General features: G+C 68.0%; 26 protein-coding genes and 1 pseudogene. 8 read left to right on the top strand and 19 right to left on the bottom strand.

Annotation, left to right across the window (positions count from 1 at the left end):
- Positions 1–205 precede the first annotated feature (205 nt).
- Positions 206–832, top strand: a complete 627-nt coding sequence (locus H0B43_RS08140; RefSeq protein WP_185728381.1) for a 50S ribosomal protein L25/general stress protein Ctc — start codon at positions 206–208, stop codon at positions 830–832.
- Between the two features lie 104 nt (positions 833–936).
- Positions 937–1,509, top strand: coding sequence for an aminoacyl-tRNA hydrolase (gene pth / locus H0B43_RS08145; protein WP_185728380.1), 573 nt, complete (start codon positions 937–939; stop codon positions 1,507–1,509).
- Between the two features lie 66 nt (positions 1,510–1,575).
- Here pth and H0B43_RS08150 read toward each other — a convergent pair whose 3' ends face one another.
- Positions 1,576–3,207: a fatty acyl-AMP ligase gene (locus H0B43_RS08150; RefSeq protein WP_185728379.1), complete on the bottom strand. Its 1,632-nt coding sequence runs from the start codon at positions 3,205–3,207 to the stop codon at positions 1,576–1,578.
- Positions 3,208–3,419: 212 nt separating this feature from the next.
- Here H0B43_RS08150 and H0B43_RS08155 point away from each other — a divergent pair, with 212 nt between their 5' ends.
- Both H0B43_RS08155 and H0B43_RS08160 read left to right on the top strand, forming a co-directional pair.
- Positions 3,420–5,123, top strand: coding sequence for a peptide chain release factor 3 (locus tag H0B43_RS08155; RefSeq protein WP_185728378.1), 1,704 nt, complete (start codon positions 3,420–3,422; stop codon positions 5,121–5,123).
- A 350-nt stretch (positions 5,124–5,473) separates the two neighbouring features.
- Entirely contained in the window at positions 5,474–5,959 is a 486-nt protein-coding gene (locus H0B43_RS08160) for a hypothetical protein (RefSeq protein WP_185728377.1), read from the top strand.
- A 5-nt stretch (positions 5,960–5,964) separates the two neighbouring features.
- Here the strand turns inward: H0B43_RS08160 and H0B43_RS08165 are convergent, their stop codons facing one another.
- From H0B43_RS08165 to H0B43_RS08175, 3 genes are read right to left on the bottom strand one after another with little or no spacing between them, the layout of a single operon-like run.
- On the bottom strand, positions 5,965–6,642 hold the full coding sequence (locus tag H0B43_RS08165) for a pyridoxal 5'-phosphate synthase (protein ID WP_185728376.1): 678 nt from the start codon (positions 6,640–6,642) through the stop codon (positions 5,965–5,967).
- Positions 6,643–6,669: 27 nt separating this feature from the next.
- On the bottom strand, positions 6,670–7,083 hold the full coding sequence (locus H0B43_RS08170) for a glyoxalase/bleomycin resistance/extradiol dioxygenase family protein (RefSeq protein ID WP_185728375.1): 414 nt from the start codon (positions 7,081–7,083) through the stop codon (positions 6,670–6,672).
- Positions 7,084–7,130: 47 nt separating this feature from the next.
- A complete protein-coding gene (locus H0B43_RS08175; RefSeq protein ID WP_141466865.1) occupies positions 7,131–7,607 on the bottom strand; it encodes a nuclear transport factor 2 family protein in 477 nt (158 codons plus the stop codon).
- 407 nt (positions 7,608–8,014) lie between these two features.
- Between H0B43_RS08175 and H0B43_RS08180 the strand changes: the two are divergent.
- Positions 8,015–8,910 (top strand): annotated as a pseudogene (locus H0B43_RS08180) (acetyl-CoA acetyltransferase); the annotation flags it as partial.
- 7 nt (positions 8,911–8,917) lie between these two features.
- Here H0B43_RS08180 and H0B43_RS08185 read toward each other — a convergent pair.
- The 9 genes from H0B43_RS08185 to H0B43_RS08225 form a co-directional block, all read right to left on the bottom strand.
- Positions 8,918–10,702 (bottom strand): ABC-F family ATP-binding cassette domain-containing protein, encoded by a 1,785-nt coding sequence (locus tag H0B43_RS08185; protein WP_185728374.1) that lies wholly within the window; start codon positions 10,700–10,702, stop codon positions 8,918–8,920.
- Positions 10,702–11,637, bottom strand: coding sequence for a 4-(cytidine 5'-diphospho)-2-C-methyl-D-erythritol kinase (locus H0B43_RS08190; protein WP_185728373.1), 936 nt, complete (start codon positions 11,635–11,637; stop codon positions 10,702–10,704). The genes H0B43_RS08185 and H0B43_RS08190 overlap by 1 nt, the downstream gene beginning before the upstream one ends.
- Positions 11,638–11,710: 73 nt before the next feature.
- Positions 11,711–12,364 carry an urease accessory protein UreD gene (locus H0B43_RS08195; protein ID WP_185730063.1) on the bottom strand — a complete coding sequence of 218 codons (654 nt, stop codon included), beginning with the start codon at positions 12,362–12,364 and terminating at the stop codon, positions 11,711–11,713.
- A gap of 2 nt (positions 12,365–12,366) precedes the next feature.
- Complete coding sequence (ureG, locus tag H0B43_RS08200) at positions 12,367–13,053, bottom strand: urease accessory protein UreG (protein WP_185728372.1); 687 nt, start codon at positions 13,051–13,053, stop codon at positions 12,367–12,369.
- A gap of 34 nt (positions 13,054–13,087) precedes the next feature.
- A complete protein-coding gene (locus H0B43_RS08205) occupies positions 13,088–13,720 on the bottom strand; it encodes an urease accessory protein UreF (RefSeq protein WP_185728371.1) in 633 nt (210 codons plus the stop codon).
- Entirely contained in the window at positions 13,720–15,441 is a 1,722-nt protein-coding gene (locus H0B43_RS08210; protein WP_185728370.1) for an urease subunit alpha, read from the bottom strand. The genes H0B43_RS08205 and H0B43_RS08210 overlap by 1 nt, the downstream gene beginning before the upstream one ends.
- The gene (locus tag H0B43_RS08215; protein WP_185728369.1) at positions 15,438–15,752 is read right to left on the bottom strand and encodes an urease subunit beta; all 315 of its coding nucleotides are present in this window, start codon (positions 15,750–15,752) and stop codon (positions 15,438–15,440) included. Before H0B43_RS08215 ends, H0B43_RS08210 begins: the two co-directional genes overlap by 4 nt.
- An 8-nt stretch (positions 15,753–15,760) precedes the next feature.
- The gene (locus tag H0B43_RS08220) at positions 15,761–16,063 is read right to left on the bottom strand and encodes an urease subunit gamma (protein WP_185728368.1); all 303 of its coding nucleotides are present in this window, start codon (positions 16,061–16,063) and stop codon (positions 15,761–15,763) included.
- An 87-nt stretch (positions 16,064–16,150) separates the two neighbouring features.
- Positions 16,151–16,993, bottom strand: a complete 843-nt coding sequence (locus tag H0B43_RS08225) for a YdcF family protein (RefSeq protein ID WP_185730062.1) — start codon at positions 16,991–16,993, stop codon at positions 16,151–16,153.
- 226 nt (positions 16,994–17,219) lie between these two features.
- Between H0B43_RS08225 and H0B43_RS08230 the strand changes: the two genes are divergently transcribed.
- Complete coding sequence (locus H0B43_RS08230; protein ID WP_185728367.1) at positions 17,220–18,188, top strand: YafY family protein; 969 nt, start codon at positions 17,220–17,222, stop codon at positions 18,186–18,188.
- Positions 18,189–18,578: 390 nt separating this feature from the next.
- Here the strand turns inward: H0B43_RS08230 and H0B43_RS08235 are convergent, their stop codons facing one another.
- The 4 genes from H0B43_RS08235 to H0B43_RS42455 all read right to left on the bottom strand — a co-directional run bounded on the left by H0B43_RS08235 (position 18,579) and on the right by H0B43_RS42455 (position 22,149).
- Entirely contained in the window at positions 18,579–18,782 is a 204-nt protein-coding gene (locus H0B43_RS08235; protein ID WP_005255446.1) for a cold-shock protein, read from the bottom strand.
- Positions 18,783–18,982: 200 nt separating this feature from the next.
- Complete coding sequence (gene rsmA, locus H0B43_RS08240) at positions 18,983–19,873, bottom strand: 16S rRNA (adenine(1518)-N(6)/adenine(1519)-N(6))-dimethyltransferase RsmA (protein ID WP_185728366.1); 891 nt, start codon at positions 19,871–19,873, stop codon at positions 18,983–18,985.
- Positions 19,874–19,883: 10 nt separating this feature from the next.
- A complete protein-coding gene (locus H0B43_RS08245) occupies positions 19,884–21,011 on the bottom strand; it encodes a resuscitation-promoting factor (protein WP_185728365.1) in 1,128 nt (375 codons plus the stop codon).
- A gap of 22 nt (positions 21,012–21,033) precedes the next feature.
- Positions 21,034–22,149 carry a resuscitation-promoting factor gene (locus H0B43_RS42455; RefSeq protein WP_185728364.1) on the bottom strand — a complete coding sequence of 372 codons (1,116 nt, stop codon included), beginning with the start codon at positions 22,147–22,149 and terminating at the stop codon, positions 21,034–21,036.
- Positions 22,150–22,390: 241 nt separating this feature from the next.
- On the opposite strand from H0B43_RS42455, the gene H0B43_RS08255 reads away from it, so the two are divergent.
- Together H0B43_RS08255 and H0B43_RS08260 are read left to right on the top strand one after the other, a co-directional pair.
- Complete coding sequence (locus H0B43_RS08255; RefSeq protein ID WP_397517483.1) at positions 22,391–23,860, top strand: amino acid ABC transporter substrate-binding protein/permease; 1,470 nt, start codon at positions 22,391–22,393, stop codon at positions 23,858–23,860.
- Positions 23,857–24,627 carry an amino acid ABC transporter ATP-binding protein gene (locus tag H0B43_RS08260; protein ID WP_185728362.1) on the top strand — a complete coding sequence of 257 codons (771 nt, stop codon included), beginning with the start codon at positions 23,857–23,859 and terminating at the stop codon, positions 24,625–24,627. Before H0B43_RS08255 ends, H0B43_RS08260 begins: the two co-directional genes overlap by 4 nt.
- 50 nt (positions 24,628–24,677) lie before the next feature.
- Here H0B43_RS08260 and H0B43_RS08265 read toward each other — a convergent pair whose 3' ends face one another.
- On the bottom strand, positions 24,678–25,118 hold the full coding sequence (locus H0B43_RS08265; RefSeq protein ID WP_185728361.1) for a DoxX family protein: 441 nt from the start codon (positions 25,116–25,118) through the stop codon (positions 24,678–24,680).
- A 138-nt stretch (positions 25,119–25,256) separates the two neighbouring features.
- Positions 25,257–26,099, bottom strand: coding sequence for a TatD family hydrolase (locus H0B43_RS08270; RefSeq protein ID WP_185728360.1), 843 nt, complete (start codon positions 26,097–26,099; stop codon positions 25,257–25,259).
- Between the last annotated feature and the right edge of the window lie 4 nt (positions 26,100–26,103).

Raw genomic sequence — 26,103 nt, forward strand, 5'->3', positions numbered from 1 at the left:
CGATTAGCAGGTCAGCGGGCCATCCGGTAGAGTTCCATAAGTTGTCTCGGCGAGGGTGAACCAGAAGTTCCAATTGGCTGGCTCACCGTGATCGACGCGGCTACGGCTCTGCTCGAGCGTTTCGCTCCTGGCCGTCGCGCGTTCGTCCCTCGCCGACTCGAACCGCCCGCCAGTTACCACCGTGAGTTGTAGGAGCCGTTTCACCATGTCTGACGAAAATCGCCTCGTAGCCGCCGTGCGCACAGAGTTCGGCAAGGGCGCCGCCCGCCGCGCGCGCCGCGACGGCCAGGTCCCCGCGGTCCTGTACGGCCACGGTGAGGACCCCCGCCACCTGAACGTGCCCTCCCGCGACTTCGCGGCCATCCTGCGCGCGCACGGCACCAACGCGATCCTGACCCTCGACATCGAAGGCAAGGAGCAGGTCGCGCTCACCAAGTCGGTCGTGGTTCACCCGATCCGCAACTACATCGAGCACGCCGACCTCCTCGTCATCAAGAAGGGCGAGAAGGTCACCGTCGACGTTCCCGTCGTGGTAACCGGTGAGGCCGCGTCCGGCACCCTGGTCGCGCAGGACGCCGCCACCATCTCCCTCGAGGCGGACGCGCTGCACATCCCCGAGCAGATCGAGGTCTCGGTCGAGGGCCTCGAGGTCGGCACCCAGATCCTCGCCAACCAGCTCGAGCTGCCCAAGGGCTCGACCCTGCAGGCCGACGAAGAACTGCTCATCGTCAACGTCGTCGCGGCCCCGACCGCTGCCGACCTCGAAGAGGAGACCGGCGAAGCCGCAGGCGGGACCGCCGAGGCTCCGGCCGAAGCGGGCACCGAGGGCTGATCCTCTCGCAACCGCACTGATGTCGGCGGCGCGTCGTCCCGGAATGCCCGGGGTGACGCGCCGCTGTCGTCTGACACGACCCTGTCGCACGGAAGGACCTGTCGGTGAGTGAAGACACCGCCCTGGTGGTGGGTCTGGGCAATCCCGGACCGCAATACGAGAAGACCAGGCACAACGTCGGCTTCATGGTGGCCGGCGTGCTGTCCGCTCGCATGGGTGGCAAGTTCGGCGCACACAAGAAGAGCGGCGCCGAGATCGTCCAGGGACGCCTCGAAGGCCGGCCGACGATCCTCGCCAAGCCGCGATCGTTCATGAATCTGTCCGGTGGCGCCGTGGCCGGGCTCGCCCGGTTCTTCTCCGTCGACCCCGGCAACATCGTGGTGATCCACGACGAACTCGACCTCGACTTCGGGACCGTCCGCCTCAAGCAGGGCGGCGGTGAGGGCGGGCACAACGGACTGCGATCGATCTCGCAGTCGCTCGGCACCAAGGACTATCTGCGCACCCGCGTCGGGATCGGCCGTCCCCCGGGCCGGATGGATCCGGCGTCGTACGTGCTCAAGCCGTTCTCCTCCGTGGAACGCAAGGAACTCGACCTCGTCTGCGAGGAGGCGGCCGACGCCGTCGAACTGGTCCTGCGCGTCGGGCTCGAGGCCGCGCAGAACCGCCTGCACTAGGCGCTCCGCGCCTGTGCGCCGATCTGGTTGTCCCAGCTACCAAAAAGGCGCACGAGCGCGGAGCGCCTACCCTACGAGGTTCGCGGACGTGGTGCGGCGGAGTTTGCCCGACGACGTCTTGGGGATGCTGCCCGGTCCGAGGACGGCAACGGTGCGGGGGCGCACACCGACCTCGGAGAACACGGCGTGCACGACCTCGTGCTCGATGCGCTTGACCGTTTCGGGGTCCTGGTAGTCGTTGGTCTCGACCGCGACGGCGAAGCTTTCCCGTTTCTGCCCCGCGTCGAGGCGCACCGCCACCGCGTTGCCGGGACGCACGCCGGCAACGGTGCCCGCGGCCCGCTCGATGTCCGTCGGGTAGATGTTGCGGCCGCCCATGATGATGACGTCCTTGACACGACCGCAGACGACGACGAGACCTTCTTCGGTGAAATAGCCGACGTCGCCGGTGTTGAGCCAGCCGTCCGCGTCCTGCGCCGGCTTGTGCCCGTCCAGCGTGATGTAGCCGGGGGTCACCGCCTTGCCGCGGACCTCGATGATGCCGACGCCGCGGGTCGGGAGCAGCTCACCGTCGCTGTCGACGACACGGCCCTCGAGGTTCGGCACCATCTTGCCGAGTGTGGCGAGGGCGCGTGCGTTCGGCTTGCTCGACGGGACGGCGCGCTGCATGGCCTCGAGCAGGTCCGGGTCGACGCGATCGAGCACCTGGCCCTGGTCCGGATCCGGGATGGAGACGGCGAGGGTGGTCTCGGCCATCCCGTAGACGGGGGCGAGTGCGGACGGATTCAGCCCGAACCGGGCACCCGCCTCGGCGAGTGCGTTCATCGTGTCGGGGTCGACGGGCTCGGCGCCGTTCCACATGTACCGGACGGTGCTGAGGTCGACGGCGCCGTCCTCCGCCTGCTTGAGCCGGCGGGCGAGCAGCGAGTACGCGAAGTTGGGAGCGGCCGTGACGGTGCCCTTGTACTTCCCCATCAGTTCCGCCCACAGCAGCGGCGTGCGAAGGAAGTCCATCGGGGTGATGCTCACGACCTCCGCGCCGACCTGCATCGGCACGCTCAGGAAGCCGACCATCCCCATGTCGTGGAACAGCGGAAGCCAGCTGATCATCACGTCGTCCTCGATGGAGAACTTGATGCGGTCGATCATGGCGTACGCGTTGGTGTAAAAGTTCTCGTGCGTGATCTGCACGGCCTTGGGCGAACCGGTGGATCCGGACGTGAGCTGCTGCAGCGCGATGTCGCTCTCGAACGTCTCGACCGGGTCGATCTCCGTGCCCTCGTTCAGTTCCGCGACGGTCAGCACCGTGATGCCGCGCTCCTCCAGCAGCGGCTTGGCGGCGTCGAACGGGGCACCGAGGATCACTGCCTTCGCGTCGATCATCGTGATGACGGTCTCGGTGTCCTTGGCCCACACCATCAGGTCGGTGCGCGGCGTCGGCTGGTGCAGCATCGTGACGGAGGCGCCGCGCATCCAGGTGGCCTGGCAGGAAGGCGCGATGTCGACGGGCTGACCGGCGAGGATGCCGATGGCGTCACCGTGGCCGATACCCGCCTCGGCCAGTGCACCCGCCATGCGCCGCGCGGACTTGTGGATCTCGCCCCACGGCTGTCGCAGCGGCGCGTCGGGCTCACCCGTGTTGAGGCCGCGGGTGCTGCTCGCCGCGGTCGCGTACATCTCGTCGGTGAACTTGCTCACAGTCTTCCTCCTGCACATACGGGTGTCCGAACGCAGAAACGGTGAACTCCGGAGCGCCCCGACGACTCACCCTGATTAATCCTCGACCGGCGCCCGATCGTTACTTCGCCCTGGATGTGACTGTGCTGCGAGTTCGTCCTCGGCACCCGAGTAACCTGGTATGCGGCCATACGGCCTTCCTGCACACATCCCGTCCCCCGAGAGGTTCTTCGTTGACTACCCCGTCCGACTCGGCCGACACCATTCCAGCCGAGACGGCGTCCGTCGCCACGGCCGCCTCGCCGGAGGGGAAATCCGAGAAGGGTGTCCGCGCCGAGGCGTCGCGTCGCCGCACGTTCGCCGTGATCTCGCATCCCGACGCCGGTAAGTCGACGCTGACGGAGGCTCTCGCACTCCACGCGAAGGTCATCTCCGAGGCGGGCGCGGTGCACGGCAAAGCCGGCCGCAAGTCGACGGTGTCGGACTGGATGGAGATGGAGAAGGCCCGCGGCATCTCGGTCAGCTCCACGGCTCTGCAGTTCAACTACCGATCCACCGAGGCGTCGGCCGACGAGCCCGTCGACAACGTGATCAACCTGGTCGACACTCCCGGCCACTCCGACTTCTCGGAGGACACATATCGCGTTCTGACCGCGGTGGACGCCGCCGTCATGCTGATCGACGCCGCCAAGGGTCTCGAACCGCAGACGCTGAAGCTGTTCCAGGTGTGCCGCCACCGCGGAATCCCGGTGATCACCGTCATCAACAAGTGGGACCGTCCCGGTCAGACGCCGCTCGAGCTTCTCGACGAGATCCAGGAACGCATCGGCCTCACCCCCACTCCCCTGTACTGGCCAGTGGGCATCGCCGGCGACTTCAGGGGACTGTTGCGCCGCGGCGAGGACGGTGCCCCCCGCGAGTACATCCGGTTCACCCGCACGGCGGGCGGCGCGAAGATCGCCCCCGAAGAGGTCATGGACGCCGACGCCGCCCTCGCGAAGGAGGGCTCCGAGTGGGAGACCGCCGCCGAGGAGAGTGAACTGCTGTCGGCCACCGGTCAGGACCACGACCAGGAGTTGTTCCTCGGCGGCCAGACGTCGCCGGTCATCTTCGCGTCGGCGATGCTCAACTTCGGTGTACGCCAGATCCTCGACACGCTGGTCGAGCTGGCACCGCCGCCACGCGCCCGGGACGACCTGGACGGCACCCCGCGCGAGGTCACCGACCCGTTCAGTGCGGTGGTCTTCAAGGTCCAGGCAGGTATGGACACCGCCCACCGCGACCGGCTCGCGTTCATGCGCATCGTGTCGGGAGTGTTCGAGCGTGGCATGGTCGTCACCCACGCCCAGACCGGTAAGCCGTTCACGACGAAGTACGCGCAGACCGTGTTCGGACGCGAACGTTCGACCGTCGAATCGGCGTACCCCGGCGACGTGGTGGGACTCGTGAACGCCACCGCCCTCGCCCCCGGCCACACCCTGTTCTTCGAGAAGAAGGTGGAGTTCCCGCCGATCCCGTCGTTCGCGCCCGAACACTTCTCGATCCTGCGCGCCGAGAGCGCCGGCAAGTACAAGCAGTTCCGGCGGGCCGTGGATCAACTCGACTCCGAGGGTGTCGTGCAGATCCTCCGCAACGACCTCCGCGGCGACGCCTCGCCTGTGATGGCCGCGGTCGGTCCGATGCAGTTCGAGGTGGTCGCCGCGCGGATGAAGGCCGAATTCAATGTCGAGGCCCGGATGGAACCGCTGGGCTACGCGTTGGCGCGGCGCACGGACGCCGCGTCGGCCGACGAACTGAATCGTCAGCGCGGTGTCGAGGTGTTTACCCGTTCGGACGGCGTGATGCTGGCCCTCGTCAGCGACAAGTGGCGCCTGCAGTACATCCAGAAGGAACTGCCCGACCTCACGCTCGAACCCCTCGTCGCCGCCGCCGACTGATGCGCGGGTCGCCGCCCGGCCGGTGACCTGCCCCTAGTCGACGAGTCGTTCACCGGGGACCGTGGAGAACAGGTGCATGCGCTCTGCCGCATGGGGTGCGACAGTCGGCGCGAACGACGATGGGCTGCTTACGCCCGTGGATGTCGGCCCGGCCGTACACGTACGCGTCGGCGCGAGTTCCTCGACCACGTCGATGGTGACGTAACACGCATCGGCGTGGGCACGGAAATTACGGGCGGAAGGCGTTCGCTGACGCGACGGTTCCACGCTGCTGGTAACTTTCACTGCGAATCGAGCACACTGACGGGCTTTGCGCGGTACCCGTTCGGCTACGAGCAGGAAGCGACAGGATGGAAAACGGCATTTCCGCGAACGGATCGGGCAGCAACGGCTCGGCGGCGGAGTCCCCGTTCGCCGAACCGGGCGCGGGCGGGCTGACCGGCGGCAACGGCAAGTCCACCACCAGCTCCGCCGAGACGTTCACCTTCCCGCTGCCGACGCGCAGCTCGGGTTCGCACAGCACCGAGGAGCCGGTCGACACGCCTCAGGCGACGGCGTCGCTGGAATCTCGTGGACGCACCGTCATGCGACGCAACGCGATGGGAGTGGCAGCCGTGCGAGTCGCGGGCCGTCTTGCACACACCGAGCTGCTGGAGGAGCACCTCGCGTCGTCGAGCAGTCACTCCGCCGATCCCACCGTGGACGCCGACGAACTGCTGGCACTGCTCGGCGAGTACCTCGTCGCGGCCGGGTTCGAGCGCCCGGAGATCCACGCGAAGCTCAACGGCCAGTCGATCGTCGTCGACCTGCGCTCGCCCTCCGCGACCGCCCGCTGACCCGGCTACGGCCACAGCACCTCACGGATCCACCGTTCGGACACGCGGCGGTAGAGCTGGCGCACATGCCTGCGCCCGGCGTCCGCCTGCCAGAACTCGACGGTGCCGGGAACGAGGCACCATGCCCGCCACGTGTCCGACACGAAGTCGGGGTCGGCCTCGATGCGGGCCACCGCCGCCGCAACGGCCCGGTCGTACTCGGCGGGATCGTCCAGTACCTCGCTCTGGCGGCTCGCGGCAGCCACGGCCCGCGCGGTGATCGACCGTTCGCGGAAGTCACGGGCGGAGAGCGCCGGATCGCCCTCGACGACAGTTCCGCGGACCCGCACCTGCCGCCCCAGCTCCTTCCAGTAGAAGGTCAGCGCCGCAACGGCATTCGCTTCCAGATCGCGACCCTTCGGCGAACGGGTGTCGCCCGAGAACCAGAAGCCCTGCTCGGTGACGTCCTTGAGGAGCAGGAAACGGGCGTCCGGAATGCCCTCGGCATCGACAGTCGACAGTGCCGCGGCGTGCGGTTCCGGAACCCCGGCCGCCGCGGCCTGCGTCATCCAGTCGAGAAACAGCGCGCCGGGTGACTCCGGAAGCGTGCCGACGGGCGGAGTGGCGACTCCGCCGAGTGCGGGCAGGGCGCGAATCCACGCGCGGGTGTCCGGATACGACGAACGGTCGGGTGTTGTCGGCATGTGCCGAGAGTAGCCGCGGCCTGACCGTCAGGCGGGCGCGGCCGGATCCGATGGCCCCACCAACAGCCAGCGATGGCCGAACGGGTCGATGAGGGTCGCGTTGCGGTGTCCGTGCCCCTCCGAGATCCACCGTTCCACCGTGCCGCCGGCGTCGCGGGCACCGACCAGAACCGCATCGGGATCGTCGACCGACAACATCAGGCTCACGGACGTCGCCCCGGATTCCGGCGCGGTCAGGCCCATCTCGGGAAACTCCTCCGCCAGGTAGATCATTCCGGTCGGCAACCGCAGTTCGGCATGGCCCACCCTGCCGTCGTCCATGACGATCGGCTCCCCCACCACCTCGGCGCCGAACACCTTGGAATACCACGCGATGGCCTCGACGCCCCGCCGCACCGTCAGATACGGCAGCGCGCCGGGAACGGGGACGTCCGGAGACATCGTCACCTCCCAGTGGTCCGTGATGCGTCGGATCCCAGTGTGCTCTCTCAGGCGGACGCGGGAGGTTGCAACATCGCCCACTTGTTGGAAGTGAGCCGGAAACTCGGGAAATCGGAGAGCGCCGCCACCGATTCCCAGGTGCGTTCGTATCCGGTGTGCGTGATCCGCCAGTTCCCGTCGGGGCACAGGAGATAACGATCGTGGTAGTAGGCAGAGCCCCGTAACAGCATCCCGTCTTCGGGAATCAGTGTGGTGTCGGCGAGAAACCACACGCCGACCGCGGTGTCACCGGTGACGGTGATCTCGGGCTGGCCGCACTGATGCTCCGTGATGACGTGGGTCCCGAGAGTGTTCTCGAGGAAGGACACGAATGAGTCACGGGAGTCGAACGTGAGGTATTCGCTGTACGTCGCGGTGACGTCCGGGACCATCGTATCGGCAAACTCCACCCACGACTTCGTGTCGAGAGCACGTGAATAACGGTGCTTGAGCTGCTCGATCTGTTTAATTGCTTCGAGATCCATGAGCCCCGCCTCCTGTGCAGCGAACATGCAAGCCCTGGAGTGCAGATTAGTCGGAAAATCTGCCCGTTCGCCCTGGATTTCCCCGTTTTGCCCGGATCATGCATATTCAGGCCGTGATCCGGGACACGAAAAGGTTACGAAATGACTGCGTGGCCTGCGCTCCAGCACACTCACGGCCCCACATTAGGCAAGCCTCGCCTGCGAGCTCCCACTCCCGGCGCGAGCGGTGCGAGCCACACCTCCCAGACCCACGCGAATACCACTGCCTTGCTTGCTATTTCGTAATTTTCACCACCTCGGCCCCGCCTTCGGTCGGGCACTCCAGGCGGAATTGCTGCACCCCGGGTTCACAGGTAATTCGTCCCGCACTGTCGTGACGCTCACGTGGTCACGCGAGAGGGGTACCCATGACCGATCCGACCCGCACACCGGTGATCGTCGGTGTCGGCGACCTCCGTTCCGGCAGGGCGGGCGACCCCGCCGGTCCGCGTGAACCCCTCGACCTGATCACGGACGCCGCGCGCGCCGCCGTCGCCGACAGCGGTTCGGCTGCACTCGGCGCCCGGATCGACACCATCCGTGCGGTGAAGACCGTGAGCTGGACCTACGATGACCTCCCCGGACTGCTCGCAACCCGCCTGGCGCTGCCGGCTCCGCGATCGAGCACGTCCCCGATCGGCGGGCACTGGTCCGCCGCGCTCCTCGACCGCATCGGCGACGACATCGCGGCGGGACGGTCGTCGGCAGCGCTGCTCGTCGGCGGCGAGACGCAGGCGACCATGACGTCGCTGCGGAAGTCGGGTACCGATCCCGCGTCGCTGGGCTGGTCGCCCGCCCCGGGCGGCCCGCCCGCCCTCGATCCGGCGGATCTCGGAAGTCCCGCGATGCAGCGCGCGGGGCTCATCGTGCCCACCCGCGTGTATCCGCTGTTCGAGAACCGCTTCGCCCACGAGTCCGGCCTGAGCCCCGACGAGGCGCTGGCGGAGTCGGCGCGGATGTACTCGGCCTTCTCCGAACTGGCCGCGAAGAATCCGGCGTCGTGGATGTCCGAGGTTTACTCCGCGAGGAGATCGCCACGGTCGGCCCGGGCAACCGCATGGTGTGTGAGCCGTACCCGTTGACGCTCAATGCCATGCCGTTCGTCGATCAGGCCGCCGCCGTGCTGGTGTGCTCGCTGGCCGTCGCCCGGGAACACGGCGTCCCGGACCACCGCATCGTGTCCGTATGGGGCGGGTCAGGAGCCACCGATCCGGTGGATGTACTGAGCCGCAACGGTTTCGGAACGTCGAATGCTCTGACCGAGTGAGGTGCTAGTCCAGTTCGGCGGCCAGCTCCATCCACTGCTCCTCGGTGGCTTCCTTCTCCGCGACGACCTCTTTGAGCTCGGCGTCGAGCTTTTGCAGCTTGTCCGGATCGGTGGCCGCCTCGGCCAGCTTCTCGTGCAGCTTCCGTTCGCGATCGTCGAGCTTCGCCACGGCCCGCTCGAGACGCGACAGTTCCTTGCGGGCGACGCGCTCGGCGGCGCCGTCGCGCACCTGCTTGGGTGCGGACGCACCGGAGGCCGTCGACGCGACCGACGGCGCGCCGGTGTCGACCATCGCCGCCCGGCGGCGCAGATAGTCCTCGATGCCCCCGGGCAGGTTGGTCAGTTTGCCGTCGCCGAACAGCGCCCACGTCGAATCACAGATGCGCTCGATGAGGTACCGGTCGTGACTGATGACCACCATGGTGCCCGCCCAGCCGTCGAGAATGTCCTCGAGCTGCTGCAACGTGTCGATGTCGAGGTCGTTGGTCGGCTCGTCGAGCAGCAGCACGTTCGGCTCCGACATCAGCACCCGCGTCAGCTGCAGCCGGCGCCGCTCACCACCGGACAGGTCGCCCACCGGCGTCCGCTGCCGGGCCGGCGTGAATCCCAGCCGTTCGGCGAGCTGCCCGGCCGACACCTCCTTGTCGCCCAACGTGATCCGCTCGGCGACGTCCTTGACGGCCTCGAGCACCCGCATGTTCGTCGGCAGGTCGTCGAGTTCCTGGCGCAGCCAGCCGATGTGCACGGTCTGACCCTGGACCCGCTTGCCCGACGCCGGGGCGATCTCCCCGGCGAGCGTGCGCAGAAGCGTCGTCTTGCCGGAGCCGTTGACGCCGACCAGGCCGACCCGCTCCCCCGGAGCCAACCGCCACGTGAGGTCGTCGACGAGCACCCGGCCGTCGGGGGTTTCCAGCCGCGCGTCCTCGAGTTCGATGACGACCTTGCCGAGCCGTCGCTGCGCGAACGACGCCAGCGCCACGTTGTCTCGGGGCGGGGGCACATCCGCGATCAGCGCCTCGGCGGCCTCGATCCGGTACTTCGGCTTGGACGTGCGGGCGGGCGCGCCGCGACGCAACCAGGCCAGCTCCTTGCGAGCGAGGTTGCGACGACGTTCCTCGGACGCGTCGGCCTGCCGGGAACGCTCCGCCCGGGCGAACACCCAGTCGTTGTACCCGCCCTCGTAGCTTTCGACCCTGCCGCCCAACACTTCCCACGTGCGGTTGGCGACGGTGTCGAGGAACCAGCGATCGTGCGTCACGACCACCAGCGCGCTGCGGCGGCCGACGAGGTGCTCCGCCAGCCACTGCACACCCTCGACGTCGAGGTGGTTGGTCGGCTCGTCGAGTACCAGCAGATCGAGGTCCTGGACGAGCGCCGCGGCCAGCGCCACGCGGCGCCGCTCGCCGCCCGACAGCCCGTCCACCTTGGCCTCGAGACCCAGGTTGTCGATGCCGATCCCGGCCAGGATCGACCGGATGCGGGCGTCGCCGGCCCATTCGTGGTCGGCCACACCCAGCGGTCCGAGCACCACGTCGCCGACGCTCGAGCCGGCAGGCAGGACGCCGCGCTGGGTCACGACCGCCATCCGCAGTCCGCCGACCCGGCTGACCCGTCCGGAGTCGGGCGCCTCCACTCCGGCGAGCACCTCGAGCATGGTGGTCTTGCCACCGCCGTTGAGGCCGACGACGCCGATGCGTTCGCCTTCCTGCACTCCGAGAGATACCGAATCGAGCAGCGGCTTGATGCCGAAGGACTTCGATACCTGCTCGAGATTGATCAGATTCGCCATCAGTGCGATCCCTCCGCCGCGTCGTTGATTATTCGTGCGCCCGGCACGGGTCCGCTGGCGACCCGCACCGTGCGACACACCCCCGCACCAGCGAGTTCTGCGCTGACTTGGACCGCGGCATCCGCGTCAGCGCACAAGAAAGCACAGGTCGGGCCGGACCCGGAGACGATCCCGGCCAGTGCGCCCGCCGAGACCCCGGCGCGCAGCGTCCGCCGCAGACCCGGGTTCAGGGACAGGGCGGCAGATTGCAGGTCGTTGCCCAGCAGCGGGGCGAGCGTCGCGGCGTCGCCCGTCGTGAGGGCGTGCATCAGTTCCTCGGCACCGCCGAGTCGCGGCGGATTTCCCTCGGCCCGCAGACGGTCCAGCTCCCGGAACACCGTCGGTGTGCTCAGTCCGCCCTTTGCGAGCGCGAGCACCCAGTGGAACGTGCTGCGGGACAGCACGGGCAGGAGTCGCTCGCCGCGCCCCGTCCCGAACGCGGTCCCGCCGTGGAGGGAGAAGGGGACGTCGCTGCCCAGCTTCGCGGCGAATCCGTCGAGTTGCTCCCGCGACAGGTCCAGCGCCCACAACGCGTTCAGCCCCACCAGCGTCGCCGCCGCGTCGGCGCTGCCGCCGGCCATCCCCCCGGCCACCGGGATCCCCTTCTCGATGGCGATCTCGACGTCCGGCCGGCGTCCCGATTCGGCGGCGAGCATCTCCGCGGCCTTCCACACCAGGTTGCCGCTGTCGGTCGGTACCACGCGGGCGTCTTCGCCGCGGACCGTCACCGACAGCGTCTCCGCAGGAACCACCGACACGGTGTCGCTGAGCGAGAGCGCCTGGAACACCGTGTTCAGCTCGTGATAGCCGTCGCCACGCAGGTCCCCGACGGCCAGATGCAGATTGACCTTGGACGGGGCCCTGACGACAACGGGGCGGGGAACGACGGAAAGCACAAGGGTAGAGCTTAGGCGCTCCCGGCACGGGTGCGGAAATGCGCACCATCACGCACTTTGCCGCTCACCTGCGTCACAGGTGTGGGCCCAGCCGCGTGGTGAGGCTGCCACCCCGTGCGAGGGGAAGACGGGTGCGCGCCGACCGGATGTCGCCCGCGACGTCCGCGGGCCGCGAGTCCGGATACCGCAGCGCACTCGTCACTGCCGCCGGGCCGTCCAGCACGTCGTGCGAGACCGTGCCGATCCCGAGTTCCAACTGGTGCCGGAGCAGGGGCACAGCGCCGAGATCGGCGTTCGTGATGCCCACCCAGCGTCCGGTCTCCTCCCCCGACCGGCCGATCTGCACCCTCTCACGCAGCAGCAGCGTGGACGATTCCGCGAGTGACACGGTCGTCTCCACACGATGCTCCGCGCCGCCCGAGATCACCGTGGGTTCCAGTGCGCAGTCGAGCGCGGCGTCGTCCGCGACCTCCACCGACCAGCGCGCCGTGGACAGCGCGCAACCCCGGCCCGGCAAGGCGAGGGAGGCCGCAACGCTGCGCAGCGTCAGCCGGGCCCCCGGCAGCACCCGGACGGTGATGTCCCAGTGGTCGCCGCCGAGCGGGGTCGCAGCGGTGCCGATCACGTGGACCGTGTCGCGTCCGGTGATCCGGGCGGCCAGTCCCCCGACCGCGGCGATCCGCGGACTGCGATCGGGCGACGCGACGATCGTCAGTTCGGTGCGCACCGTCACTGCACGGCGGTGAGCGTGCGCACCTGCTCGCGCACCCACTCCAGCGCCGGACCGGACGACGGGTCCTCCGTCAACGAGATCAGCACCGTGGGCCTGCCCTCGCGGACCTTCTCGGCGTCGCGGCGCATCACCCCGAGATCGGCTCCGACCATCGGGGCGAGGTCGGTCTTGTTGATCACGAGCAGATCCGAGAACGTCACACCGGGACCACCCTTGCGGGGCACCTTGTCACCACCTGCGACGTCGACGACGAAGATCTGCACGTCGATCAAACCCGAGGAGAACGTCGCTGTGAGATTGTCGCCGCCCGACTCCACCAGGATCAGATCGAGCGGCGGATTGGCTGCGACCAGGTCGTCGATGGCGTCGAGGTTCGCGGTGATGTCGTCGCGGATCGCCGTATGGGGGCAACCACCGGTCTGCACGGCGGCGATCCGCTCGTCCGGCAGCACGGCATGGCGGCGCAGGAAGTCCGCGTCCTCGGTGGTGTAGATGTCGTTGGTGAGCACGGCCAGCGACAACTCCTCGCGCAGCTGCCTGCAGAGCGCCGCGACGAGCGCGGTCTTACCCGATCCGACGGGCCCACCGATCCCGATCCGGACCGGTTCGCCCGCCACCCGGACCCGCCGGGGACGGTCGTGCTGATGGTCGTGGGGTTCACCGTCGATGAAATGCGGTGGCATGGTTGACCTCTCCTTTACCGGGATACAGCTGGTGTCACGACATGAACAGGGGGCGGTCCCGCAGGACGTGGCGCTCCGCGACGACGTCCATGAAGGGGTCGGACACGCTCGACAGTCCGGTCACGCACCGGTCGGCGATGTCGTCGCACAGATCGGACAGTGCGAACGTGCATGCGGCGACCTGCGCGGGATCGAGGGCGAGCAGTCGCTGCGCGGCGATCGCGGAGCCGGTCATCGTGGTGTAGACCACGACCAGCGCGGCCTCACGGGGCGCGATCGCGGTGACGGTTCCGACCGTCCCCGAAACGACGGGCAGGTGCGGGCGTGTTCCGAGCGGGGACCAGTCGTGCTCGGGCCACGTGGTGCGGGCCAGACGCAGCAGACCTCTCCCCTGCGCCCGCGACGACGACCGCGCCGCCGGGGACGGGGTTCGCGCATCCATTTCCGCGTCCGCGTGTTCGGGGGTGAGGCGCCTGTCGCACACCGCCGCGCCGATCGATCCGGCGACGAGCCCCGCGGTCCGGATCCGTCGCCGCAGGAACGCCTCCATGGTGGCGACGTCGCGGACGACGCCGCTCGCGACGGCCTCCTCGATCCCGCCCGAATGCACGTGGCCGCCGGTGGGCAGCCGCGAGTCGGCCAGGGACATCAGATGAGCGAGGCGCATCAGAACAGGAAATATCGCTGGGCCATCGGCAGTTCCGCCGCCGGCTGCTCTTCCCACACCTCGCCGTCGATGCGGACCGTGAACGTGTCGGGGTCGACCTCGATCCTCGGCTGCGCGTCGTTGCGGGGCATATCGGACTTGCCACGCGAACGCACGTTCGCGACCGGCACCAGTCGCCGGCTCAGATCGAGCCGGTCCGCCAATCCGTCCTCGAGGGCATGCGGCGCGACGAAGTGCACGGACGTGGCGGCCGCCGCCTTGGGCGTCGCCCCGAACATAGGGCGCGGCAGCACGGGCTGCGGAGTGGGAATGGACGCGTTGGCATCTCCCATCGCGGCCCACGCGATCATTCCGCCCTTGATCACGGCGTGCGGCCGCACCCCGAAGAACGCCGGATCCCACAGCACCAGGTCGGCGAGTTTGCCGACCTCTACCGATCCGATCTCGTCCTCGAGCCCGTGTGCGACAGCGGGGCAGATCGTGTACTTCGCCACGTAGCGCTGGACGCGCCGGTTGTCGGCGCCGTTGTCACCGGGCAGGAAACCCCGCCGACGTTTCATCACGTGCGCGGTCTGCCAAGTACGCAACACGACCTCGCCGATGCGTCCCATCGCCTGCGAGTCGCTGCCGATCATGGAGATGGCACCGAGGTCGTGGAGGAGATCCTCCGCCGCGATGGTGGACGGCCGGATACGGCTCTCCGCGAACGCCAGATCCTCCGGGATCGCCGGGCTCAGGTGATGGCACACCATCAGCATGTCGAGATGCTCGTCGAGCGTGTTGACGGTGTGCGGCCGGGTCGGATTGGTCGAACTCGGCAGGACGTTCGCGTGCGCGGCCACCGTGATGATGTCCGGAGCGTGACCGCCGCCCGCCCCTTCCGTGTGATAGGCGTGGATCGCGCGCCCGGCGATCGCCGCGAGTGTGTCCTCGACGAAACCGGCCTCGTTCAGGGTGTCCGAGTGGAGTGCCACCTGCACACCCGCGGCGTCCGCGACGGTGAGGCACGCGTCGATCGCGGCCGGCGTGGAGCCCCAGTCCTCGTGCAGCTTGAACCCGGAGACGCCGCCGCGCAACTGCTCCCACATCGACTCCGAGCTGACCGTGTTGCCCTTGCCGAGCAGGGCGATGTTCATCGGCCAGCCGTCGAGCGCCTCGAGCATCCGGGCGGTGTGCCACGAACCGGGCGTGACGGTGGTGGCCTTGCTGCCTTCGGCCGGGCCGGTGCCGCCGCCGATCATCGTCGTGATGCCGCCGCCCAGCGCCTCGTCCATGATCTGCGGGCAGATGAAGTGCACGTGGCAGTCGATGCCACCGGCGGTGACGATCTTGCCGTTCCCGGCGATGATCTCGGTGGACGGCCCCACCACCAGATCCGGGTGGACACCCGACATCGTGTCGGGGTTGCCCGCCTTGCCGAGCGCGACGATGCGACCTCCCCGAATACCGATGTCCGCCTTGATAATTCCCCAGTGGTCGACCACCACGACCCCGGTGATCACCGTGTCGGGCGCGCCCTCGGCACGGGTCGCCCGACCCTGGCCCATTGACTCGCGCAACACTTTTCCACCACCGAACACCGCTTCGTCGCCGGCCAGTCCCGGCCCGCCGCTACGGTCCTCGGTGATCTCGATCAGCAGGTCGGTGTCGGCGAGCCGGATCCGGTCGCCCGTCGTCGGACCGAACAACTCGGCGTACCGGGCACGGCTGAGATGGGTCATGATGCGTCCAGCTTCCCGGGCGGAGTGAGGCTCAGCCCGTGCACTTCACGGGTACCGCGCAGAGGTACGAGCGAAATCGTCTGCGCGATACCCGGTTCGAAGCGCACCGCGGTGCCCGCGGGGATGTCCAGCCGCAGCCCGTGGGCGGCGGACCGGTCGAACTGCAGGGCGTGGTTGGCCTGCGGAAAATGAACGTGGCTCCCGACCTGGACCGGGCGGTCACCGGTGTTGACCACCGCCAGTTCGATGCGCGGAGAACCTTCGTTGAGCTCGATCACGCCCTCGGCGCACAGCACTTCACCGGGAATCACGGCCACCCCTACGCAATCGGATCGTGGACGGTGACGAGCTTGGTACCGTCCGGGAACGTGGCCTCCACCTGCACGTCGTGCAGCATCTCCGGAACGCCGTCCATCACGTCCGACCGGGTGAGCACCTCACGACCGGACACCATCAGTTCTGCCACCGACCGGCCGTCGCGGGCACCCTCGAGGATGTGATCCGTGATGAGGGCCACCGCCTCCGGATGGTTCAACACCAGCCCACGCTGCCGGCGCCTGCGCGCGAGGTCCGCGGCATAACTCAGGAGCAGACGCTCCTGCTCGTGGGGCGACAGTCGCATGTGTCCTCCTGCGGTCGGTGCGTCGCAATACTGCCACGAACTGCAGTCCGGCACCGCCTACGCCCGGCGGGGCCGGGTAGGAGTGCGTCAGTAGCCGGCGGGAATGCCGAACACCCTGATCGCGTCGCGATACATGCCGAGCTGCTGATCCTTGGTCAATGGCATCACTTCGGCGATCAGCTGACCGGCACTGGTGACCGCACTCATCGCCCCGACCACCGGCAGTCCGGCGACGGTGAAATCGACCGTTGCCCTGCGCGTGTGATTGGCCGACGTCACGAGAATCGCGCCGCCCGCGCCGAGCGACCGAGCGAGCGGGACCGAGTTGAGGGCGTTGCCCACGGTCGATCCGGCGCGGTGCTCGGGGTGGATGCGGTCTGCCGGGACACCGTGAGCCTGCAACCATCCCTGCATCGCGGCGGCCTCGGTGATGCCGTTCTGCGGATTGCCGCCCGTAACGATGATCGGTGAGAGCGGCGACACCCACGACTGGACGAGCGCGGCCTGCAGTCGGTTGACCAACTCCGGCCGCATCGTGCCGTCGGGGAGCAGCCCGAAGCCGAGGACGATGATCGCGGTGGACGGCCCCTGGATGGCCGGCAGTGGATTCGGCGGGGTGAACGACGCGATCCGGATCGCGTTCAGCATGCCGTCGACGCCGGCGCGCATGCCACCGTCCATTCCGCCGAGCCGAGCGAGCGCGGCCTCCCGGGTGATCAGGTCGTCTGCCGCATCGGCGTAGATGGCTTGCAGGGCCAGCGCGTTGGTGTCGCCCGGTTCCCCGGCGACGGCGCCCCCGATGTCCGCGAGCGCGCCGTGGGTGTCGCCGGCGGCGAATCTGCCCTGGGCGCTGTTGAAGAGGTCGGCCGCCGACGCGGACGCCGACGCGGTGGTCGACACCGCGAGGGTCAGGCAGAAGGCGGCGGTCATGACGGTGGCGAGCAGCGCCCGAACTGCTGTGGAGAGGGGCTTGACACGGGAGTGCGTCACTCGAAGGACCTTTCCGTCGGATTCTTCACTGAAGTACGTGCGATGTCCGTGGATCGTCGGCGCCAGTGTAGTGACACTTGTGAGGCTGGTGGGAATATTGTTACTTACCGTTATCTGCTGCCGATCGAGGACAAAAGATGTCCGTTATCGGTGGCATCCTAAGGCGATGCGGGAAACCTCGGCACGACTCCTCCGGCTGCTCTCCCTGCTCCAGACCCGAAAGGACTGGTCCGGGGCGGAACTCGCCGACCGACTCGGAATCACCCCACGCACCGTCCGCCGAGACGTGGAGAAACTCCGCGACCTCGGGTATCCCGTCGACGCGACGGTCGGGGTGGGCGGTGGATACCAGCTCGGCGCCGGCGCGGAGATGCCGCCGCTGCTCCTCGACGACGAAGAGGTGCTGGCCGTCGCACTCGGTCTGCAGTCCGGCGCGACCGGTTCCGTCGTCGGCATCGGCGAGGCGTCGATGCGAGCGCTCACCAAACTCCGCCAGGTGATGCCGTCACGACTCCGGCACCGACTCGAGACGCTGCAGGTCGACGTGGTCCACCGCGAGCCCGCGAAGAGCGCCGTCGACGCGCAGGTGCTGTCCGCCGTCGCCTCCGTGTGCCACAACCACGAACGGCTCCGATTCGACTACCGCGCCTACGACGGCACCGAGAGCCGTCGTGAGGTGGAGCCGTACCGGCTCGTCCGGGCCGGCCTGCGCTGGTACCTCGTCGCCTGGGACCTCACGCGCGCGGACTGGCGATCCTTCCGCATGGACCGCCTGACACCGAAGATCCCGACGGGACCACGATTCGCGCCCCGCGAACTGCCGCCCGGCGGCGCCGCGGAATTCGTCGCCCGAGGAATCAACCGGGCCGTCACCCGGATCCGGGCGCGAGTGCTGCTGCACGCGTCGATCGACGAGATGGCGGGCCTGGTGCACGAGGACTGGGGCACCCTCGAGGAGATGCCCGACGGGCGGTGCGCGGTCGCGCTCGGCGGCGACTCCGTACCGTCGATCGCCAACTGGCTCAGCGCATTCGGCGTCGACTTCACCGTCCTCGACCCGCCTGAGCTGCGCGAAGAGTGCCGGCGCGTGGGTGAACGTCACCGCCTGTTCGCCGACCGCTACGGTAACGCCTGACCGGGACGGCGTTCAGCTGTCACCGTGGACCGAAAATCCGTGGAACGGAACGGTCCTGCGCGGCGTCCAACCAGGTGGCGGACAAGGAAGGGCCGGGGTACTCGGGGAGCAGCACACGATTGTCGAGAAGGGGCGGGCGCGCGCGCCCGCCCGGGTGGGAACGGTCGGGAAGGTGCTCGTCGGGGGCCACCTGGCGCTCGGTGGCGCGACGGTGGTGATCATGGCGTTCTCGCTGGCCTTCGTGTGCACTCTCGACCCGGCCCCGGCCGGGCACTCGGCACGGCTACCCTCGGATAAGACCGATCGCAAACGAGACAAGGCCCCACTCCGTGACGAGTGGGGCCTTGCTCGAACGTCATGTCCCGGCGAACCGGGAAGTCATGGCCGTTCTCAGATCAGGGTGACGCCGGTGGCCTGCGGGCCCTTGTTGCCCTGGCCGATCTCGAACGAAACACGCTGATTCTCCTCGAGCGTGCGGAAGCCGCCGCTCTGGATCTCCGAGTAATGGACGAACACGTCAGCGCTGCCGTCCTCGGGGGCGATGAAGCCGAACCCCTTCTCGGAGTTGAACCACTTCACGATGCCCTCTGCCATGTAAATCTCCTCTAACACAGTAACTTCTTCAGGCAACCGGCTCGGTTACCAGGGTCATTGACACGACCGCTTACGACAATTCCTGTGGAGGACGTCCAAACGCTCGCAACCATCGATTTGCGAGCGTGGGAAACACAAACACAAAACTTACGACCTCCAATAGTGAACCACACATCTGGTCGGTTGTCTCCCCCGGGTACTCACGGGTGGGTGGAGGCGAGCCGAACGAACGCGGCGGCGTCGAGGGTCTCGCCGCGACTCGACGGTGCGATACCGGCCTCGAGCAGCCGCCGCTCCGCGTTGGCCGGCGAGCCCGCCCACCCACCGAGGGCGGCGCGTAATGTCTTGCGGCGCTGAGCGAAAGCTGCATCGATGACGGCGAAGACGCGGCGGCGGTGTTCGTCGTCGACCGGCCACGGCGGTTTCGCGTACCGGTCGATGCGCACGAGACCCGACTCGACCTTCGGGACGGGCCAGAACACGGCACGTCCGACGGCGCCCGCGCGACGGACCGAGCCGAAGAAGTTGGCTTTCACACTGGGCACGCCGTAGATCTTGCTGCCCGGGGACGCCGCCAAGCGGTCGGCGACCTCGGCCTGCACCATCACCAGAGCCGTTCGGAGACTGGGCAGTTCGGAGAACAGGTGCAGCAGCACGGGTACCGCCACGTTGTAGGGCAGATTCGCGACGAGCGCCGTGGGTTCGCCGGGAATCTCCGACGGTGTGACCCGCATCGCGTCCGCGCCGACCACCGTGAGCCGGTCCGCGAGTTCCGGCGCTCGATCCGCGACCGTGCGGGGAAGACGCGCCGCCAGATTGGGGTCGATCTCGACGGCGACAACCCTGTCGACGACGTCGAGCAACGCCAGCGTCAGTGATCCGAGTCCGGGGCCGACCTCGAGGACCGTGTCGTCGCGCCCCACCCCGGCGGTCGCGACGATGCGACGAACCGTGTTGGCGTCGTGCACGAAGTTCTGCCCCAACTGCTTGGTGGGGCGCACGCCGAATTCCTCGGCGAGCGCTCGCACCTCGGCGGGGCCGAGCAGTGCGGCCTGACCTCGAGCGGCGGGGGGTAATTCGGCGTCGGACACCAGGCGAACTTTAACGCACGCCGAGCCTGCCCGAGCACGTCGGCCACGCTCCCCACCCCTGCGTCTTCTGCGTCTTCGACGCGACGGCGATCTGCTCTTCGCGGGTGGCGAGGTCGGCGCGGGGTGCGTATTTCAGGCCGCCCTGGCGCTCCCAGGTGTTCTGGTCGAACTGCACGCCGCCGAAGAAGCCGTTGCCCGTGTTGATGGCCCAGTTGCCCGTGGCCTCGCACTGCGCGAGGGCGTCCCACACCGTGCCGTTCTCGACCGGCGGAACCTCGGTGCCGGGCTTCGCGCCGACCCGGACCACCTTCGGCTGGGCCGGCGTCGTGACCGTTGCGGCCACCTGATTACGTCCGATCTCCTTGCCGTTGACGGTGTTGACCGCGAACGTCACGTCCTGGACGCCCGGCAGCCCCGGGTTCTCGACCACGGTGCGGCTCATGTTCATCGTCGGGTCCTCGATGCGCTGCTCCTCGGGAGCCAGCGGCAGCGTTTCGACCTTCGTTTCGGTTCGGTCGCGGGTGACCGTGACATCCATGCCCTCGGCCAGCGGAGTGTCCGCGGACGGAACGACGGTGTCGGCCTGCTCGAGAGGTGCGCCGTGCGCGGCGAGGAACTCCCCGACCGTCGGCGCGGCCATGCGCACGTCGGTGACCGGCAGGGCGCCGTCGGTGAGCTTGACCACGAGCGGATTGAGCACGTCGAGTGCAGCCCCGTCGAGCGGAAGTCGCTGCGAGCGGGATGCGGACACGTGGACGTCGTCGCCGAGGTCGAACTGCTTCAGCGCGTCCTCGACGGTGAGCGCGGTGGTCCACACCGTCTTCGGCTGGCCGTCCACGGTCAGCGACACCTCGCGCGCCCGGCGCAGCACCACCGTGTCGCCATCGGACAGGGTCGCATCACGCTCGGGCGCCACCACGTCGCGGTCGCTGATCGAGTATCCGGCGTCGGACAGGGCGGCGTCGACACTCGTGGTCATGGTGCTCAGCGAGATCTGCTCGCCGTCCACGTCGAGTGTGACGGTCTTGTGCCGGACCACTGCCATCACTCCGCCGGCGATCAAGGTGGCGAGAAGCAGGGCCACCACTGTGTACAGCAGCGGCGAGCGGGCCGAGTTGATCTTCGCGAAGGGTGACATCGTGTTCCTTTAGTTCAGACCGTCAGCGGAGTCCGAGCTTGCTGGTGCAGGCGGGCCAGGCACCCCAGCCCTGCGCCGCCTGGACCTTCTCGGCGACGGAGATCTGCTGTTCGCGGGATGCGAGGTCGGCGCGAGAGGCGTACTGGGTGCCGCCGAACGCCTCCCAGGTGCTCTGGGTGAACTGCAGCCCGCCGAAGAAACCGTTGCCGGTGTTGATGGCCCAGTTGCCGGTGGCCTCGCAGTGCGCGATCGAATCCCAGGTGGAGGCGTTGGAGATGGCGAGTTCCTTCACACCGACCTTGACGAGTGCCGGCGCGGGCTCGCGAAGCACCTGCGAGCTGAGCTCCTGCCGTCCGGCCTCGACGCCGTTGATCGTCTTCACGGAGGCGGTGACGGTGCGCTCACCGGGAACTCCGGGGTTCTCGACGACGGTCTTGCCCTTGTCCAGCGCGGGATCGTCGACGCGGTTCTCGGGCGGCGCGATGGGGAGTGTCTCGGTGCGCGTCTCGGTGCGATCGCGGGTCACGTGGATCTCCGAGCCCTCGACCACCGGGGTGTCCGCCGCGGGCACGACCGTGTCGGCCTGCTCGAGCGGAGCGCCGTTCGCTGCGAGGAGCTCACCCACGGTGGGGGCGGCCAGGCGGACGTCGGTGAGTGGAGCGCCACCGTCGGCGACCTTGACGAGCTTGGCGTTGACGACCTCGAGCGCGCTGCCCTCGAGCGGCAGGCGGTCCGAGCGGGATGCCGAGACGTGGACGTCGTCGGCCAGTTCGAACTGCTTCAGTGCGTCGTCGACGGTGAGCGCGGTGGTCCACACGGTCTTGGGCTGGCCGTCGACAGTGAGGTTCACCTCGCGGGCACGGCGCAGCACCACCGTGTCGCCGTCGGAGATCGACGCGTCGGCGGACGGAGCGACCGCGTCCCGCTCGCCGACGGTGTATCCGGCGTCGTCGAGTGCGCCGGTGACGTCGGAGGCCATCGTGCCGAGCGAGATGGTCTCGCCGTCGACGTCGAGCGTGACGGTCTTGTGCCGCGCCACTGCAAGCGCACCGCCCACGACGAGCGTCGCGAGCAGTGCTGCGACGACCACGTAGAGAAGGGGCGATTTGGCGTTGTTGAGTCTGGCGAAAGGCGACACGTGAAATCCCAAGGCTGGCGAACGTTTGATCACGGTACGGTAACGAATCGGCGATGGACTGGCAACTTTGCCGCTATGACCCGCGTCTCAGATCACGAAAAGGTTGAGATCGGGGACAGTTTTCACTTCACCGGGATGAATCGCTTCTGGTCCGGACCACGCCCGGAACGCAGTATCTTGCGACATGCACCAAGAAGCCCGGAAGCGACCGGGCACTACTGACTGAGAAAGCTGGGGTTTCGTGCGCAGCAGATCCGATCGACTTCTGAGACTCGTCAGACGTCCGAGAGTGCCCGCGGTGATCGCCGCGCTGACGCTGCTCGTCACACTCGTCGCGCCCGGCCTCGCGGGCGCGCAACAGCCCGCTCCGGGCAACAACTACAACATCGCCACCGACATCACGTTCGCCCCGTTCGAATTCCAGGACGAGAGCGGCAAGCTCGTCGGTATCGACATGGACCTCCTCGCCGCCATCGCCGAGGACCAGGGCTTCACGTACCAGGTCAACCCAGTCGGGTTCGACGCCGCACTGCAGGCGGTCACGGGCGGGCAGGCAAACGGCATGATCGCCGGCATGTCGATCACCGACGCCCGCAAGGCGACGTTCGACTTCTCCGATCCCTACTTCGAGTCGGGCGTGCAGATGGGCGTGCTCGAGAGCAACGACTCGGTGACCTCGTACGAGGACCTGCGCGGCAAGTCCGTCGCGGTCAAGAACGGCACCGAGGGCGCCACGTACGCGGAGTCCATCAAGGACCAGTACGGGTTCACCACCAAGTACTTCGCCGACTCGTCGAGCATGTTCGACGAGGTCCGCACCGGTAACTCGGCTGCCGTGTTCGAGGACTACCCGGTGCTCGCCTACGGCATCAAGCAGGGCAACGGCTTCAAGACCGTCACCGACAAGGTCCCCGGCGCCAGCTACGGGTTCGCCGTCGCGAAGGGCCAGAACGCGCAGCTCCTGCAGGAGTTCAACGCCGGACTCGCGAATGTGAAGGCGAGCGGCAAATACGACGAGATCCTCGACACGTACCTCAACTCCGACGCGTCCGACGACGACAACTCGATCCTGGGCCTGATCAAGAGCACCTACCCGCTGTTGCTCGAGGGTCTGTGGCTCACCATCGTCCTCACCGTGATCTCGATCGCCATCGCACTAGTGCTCGGCGCGATCTTCGGCCTGTTCCGGGTGTCGACCAACATCGTCCTGCGCGGAATCGGCACCACGTACGTCGACGTGTTCCGCGGCACCCCGCTGCTGGTGCAGGCCTTCTTCATCTACTTCGGCATCCCCGCGGCACTGGACTTCCAGATGTCGGCGTTCACGGCGGGCATCATCACACTGAGCCTCAACGCCGGCGCCTACATGGCCGAAATCGTGCGCGGCGGCATCCTGTCCGTCGACAAGGGCCAGATGGAAGCGTCGCGGAGCCTCGGTATCAGCTACCTGAAGTCGATGCAGAAGGTCGTGATGCCGCAGGCCGTGCGGACGATGATTCCGTCGTACATCAACCAGTTCGTGATCACGTTGAAGGACACGTCGATCCTGTCCGTGATCGGACTCGCCGAACTCACGCAGACCGGGCGGATCATCATCGCCCGCAACTTCCAGTCCTTCAACATGTGGCTGATCATCGGCGTGATGTATTTCATCATCATCATGGCGCTGACGAAGCTGTCGAACCGGCTCGAAAAGAGGATCAACAGGTGACCGAGACACCGGTGACGGAGAACAAGGCCGAGCCCGCCGACCCGAAGATCAGGGTGAAGGGTCTGAAGAAGTCGTTCGGCGACAACGAGGTCCTCAAGGGCATCGACGTCGACATCGCGAGCGGTGAAGTGGTCTGCGTGATCGGGCCGTCCGGCTCGGGCAAGAGCACGTTCCTGCGCTGCCTCAACCGCCTCGAGGACATCACCGACGGCAACGTCGTGGTCGACGGATTCGACGTGAGCGACAAGAAGATCGACATCGACCGGGTGCGTCAGCACATCGGCATGGTGTTCCAGCACTTCAATCTGTTCCCGCACATGACGGCGATCGAGAACGTGATGCTCGCGCCCGTGCAGACGAAGCAGGCCTCCAAGGAGGAGGCGCGGGCGACGGCCGTCCGGCTGCTCGAACAGGTCGGGCTGGCCGAGAAGGCGGACGCGAAGCCGGCGAACCTGTCGGGTGGGCAGAAGCAGCGCGTCGCGATCGCCCGGGCACTGGCGATGAATCCGGACATCATGCTGTTCGACGAGGCCACCAGCGCCCTGGACCCCGAGATGGTGGGCGAGGTGCTGCAGGTACTGCGCGACCTCGCGAAGGGCGGCATGACGATGGTCGTGGTCACGCACGAGATGGGCTTCGCCCGCGAGGTGTCCGACCGGGTGATCTTCATGGCCGACGGGTTCGTGGTGGAGGAGGGAACTCCCGAGCAGATCTTCGGCGATCCGCAGCAGTCCCGCACTCAGGACTTTTTGAACAAGGTCCTCTAGGCAGGTGAGTGGCGAGGCGTGCCGGGGCACACTTCGCCACTCACCTGGGGTCAGACGGTGGCCGGTTCCTTCGCGGCCCACGGCAGCTTGTCGCCGAGCAGTCCGTCCACGCCGAACCGGCCCGATCCGACGACGGCGAGCAGCAGCGACGCGGCGCCCAGGGCCAGCACCAGTTCGTAACCGCCCTCGCTCGCGAAGATTCCCTTGTCGACGTGTACGAGGAAGAATGCGCCGAGCATGTCGAGGAACAGCAGGATTCCGAAGACCGGCACCGCGGCGCCGACGATCAGCGCGATGCCACCGATCAGCTCGATCCACGTCGCGAGGAACGCCGAGAGGCCGGGGAGCGGTACGCCCATGGCCTCGAAACCGGCGGTCTGCCCGTCGAGGCCGTTGGTGAAGGCCTTCTGCCAGCCGTGGGCGAGGAAGATGATGCCGATGCCCACGCGGGCAACGAGAATTCCCAGATTTCGAACTGCGGGGTTACTCATGGATGCGCCTTTCATCGAGGTGTCCCCGCGCGACCGGGACGACCAGTGGTTGAACCGGAAACGATCCTAAGACGCTTAAGTTGAAACTTCAAGTTAAGGCCTGCGACCCCGTGCACGGTTGACGAGTCCATGCACTCGCTAACCACTCACGGGCCGGAGGCCGTACACGCGCTCGGCGGTCGCGGTGGACGCCTTCGCCAGTTCTTCCGGGTCCTCGCCGCGGATCTCGGCGAGCGCCCGGACCGTGTACGGCAGGCAGTACGGCTCGTTGGGAGCGCCCCGGAACGGGTGCGGCGTGAGGAACGGCGCATCCGTCTCGACGATCAGCTGATCCGACGGCACCAGCGGCGCCGCCTCCCGTAGAGCCTTCGCGTTCCTGAAACTGACGGTGCCGGAGAAGCTGAGGACGTAACCGGCGTCGACGCACTCGCGCGCCATCTCGGCGTCCGAGGAGAAGCAGTGGAAGATCACCGTCTCCGGTGCCCCCTCCTCGCGCAGCACCTGCAGCAACGCCTGGTCGGCCTCGCGGTTGTGAATCATCAGCGTCTTGCCGAGCCGCTTCGCGAGGTCGATGTGCCAGCGGAATCCCTCGGTCTGCTCGGGGATCGTGGCACAGCCGTCGAGTTTGCCGGGCCAGTAGAAGTCGAGCCCGGTCTCCCCCACCGCGACGACCCGCGGATCGGCGACGAGCCGCTCGATGTGCGCCCTCGTCGCGTCGTCGAGCACGTTCGCCCGGGTCGGGTGGATGGCCACCGCCGCATAGACGCGGGGATCCCAGTGCGCCGCGTCGACGGCGAACTGGGCGGCCGCCAGATCGTCGGCCACCGTGACCACCCGCTCCACCCCGACCGCGGCGGCCCGGTCGACGATCTCCCTGACGCTAGCGGCGTCCGAGGCTCCGCACGCGTCGAGATGGGTGTGCGAGTCGACGAGCGGGAACAGCGGCTCGGGGGCTTCCGGGGCGGGACGGTCTTTGCTCATGCGG

It is taken from the genome of Rhodococcus sp. 4CII (assembly GCF_014256275.1).
In the GTDB taxonomy this organism is placed as follows: Bacteria; Actinomycetota; Actinomycetes; order Mycobacteriales; family Mycobacteriaceae; genus Rhodococcus_F; species Rhodococcus_F wratislaviensis_A.

Coding starts and splice junctions, on each gene's coding strand:
- H0B43_RS08140 (WP_185728381.1), top strand. CDS start 206: ATGTCTGACGAAAATCGCCTCGTAGCCGCCGTGCGCACAGAGTTCGGC.
- H0B43_RS08160 (WP_185728377.1), top strand. CDS start 5,474: ATGGAAAACGGCATTTCCGCGAACGGATCGGGCAGCAACGGCTCGGCG.
- H0B43_RS08165 (WP_185728376.1), bottom strand. CDS start 6,642: ATGCCGACAACACCCGACCGTTCGTCGTATCCGGACACCCGCGCGTGG.
- H0B43_RS08170 (WP_185728375.1), bottom strand. CDS start 7,083: ATGTCTCCGGACGTCCCCGTTCCCGGCGCGCTGCCGTATCTGACGGTG.
- H0B43_RS08175 (WP_141466865.1), bottom strand. CDS start 7,607: ATGGATCTCGAAGCAATTAAACAGATCGAGCAGCTCAAGCACCGTTAT.
- H0B43_RS08185 (WP_185728374.1), bottom strand. CDS start 10,702: ATGGCGAATCTGATCAATCTCGAGCAGGTATCGAAGTCCTTCGGCATC.
- ureG (WP_185728372.1), bottom strand. CDS start 13,053: ATGCCACCGCATTTCATCGACGGTGAACCCCACGACCATCAGCACGAC.
- H0B43_RS08205 (WP_185728371.1), bottom strand. CDS start 13,720: ATGCGCCTCGCTCATCTGATGTCCCTGGCCGACTCGCGGCTGCCCACC.
- H0B43_RS08210 (WP_185728370.1), bottom strand. CDS start 15,441: ATGACCCATCTCAGCCGTGCCCGGTACGCCGAGTTGTTCGGTCCGACG.
- H0B43_RS08220 (WP_185728368.1), bottom strand. CDS start 16,063: ATGCGACTGTCGCCCCACGAGCAGGAGCGTCTGCTCCTGAGTTATGCC.
- H0B43_RS08225 (WP_185730062.1), bottom strand. CDS start 16,993: ATGACCGCCGCCTTCTGCCTGACCCTCGCGGTGTCGACCACCGCGTCG.
- H0B43_RS08230 (WP_185728367.1), top strand. CDS start 17,220: ATGCGGGAAACCTCGGCACGACTCCTCCGGCTGCTCTCCCTGCTCCAG.
- H0B43_RS08235 (WP_005255446.1), bottom strand. CDS start 18,782: ATGGCAGAGGGCATCGTGAAGTGGTTCAACTCCGAGAAGGGGTTCGGC.
- H0B43_RS08245 (WP_185728365.1), bottom strand. CDS start 21,011: ATGTCACCCTTCGCGAAGATCAACTCGGCCCGCTCGCCGCTGCTGTAC.
- H0B43_RS08265 (WP_185728361.1), bottom strand. CDS start 25,118: ATGAGTAACCCCGCAGTTCGAAATCTGGGAATTCTCGTTGCCCGCGTG.
- H0B43_RS08270 (WP_185728360.1), bottom strand. CDS start 26,099: ATGAGCAAAGACCGTCCCGCCCCGGAAGCCCCCGAGCCGCTGTTCCCG.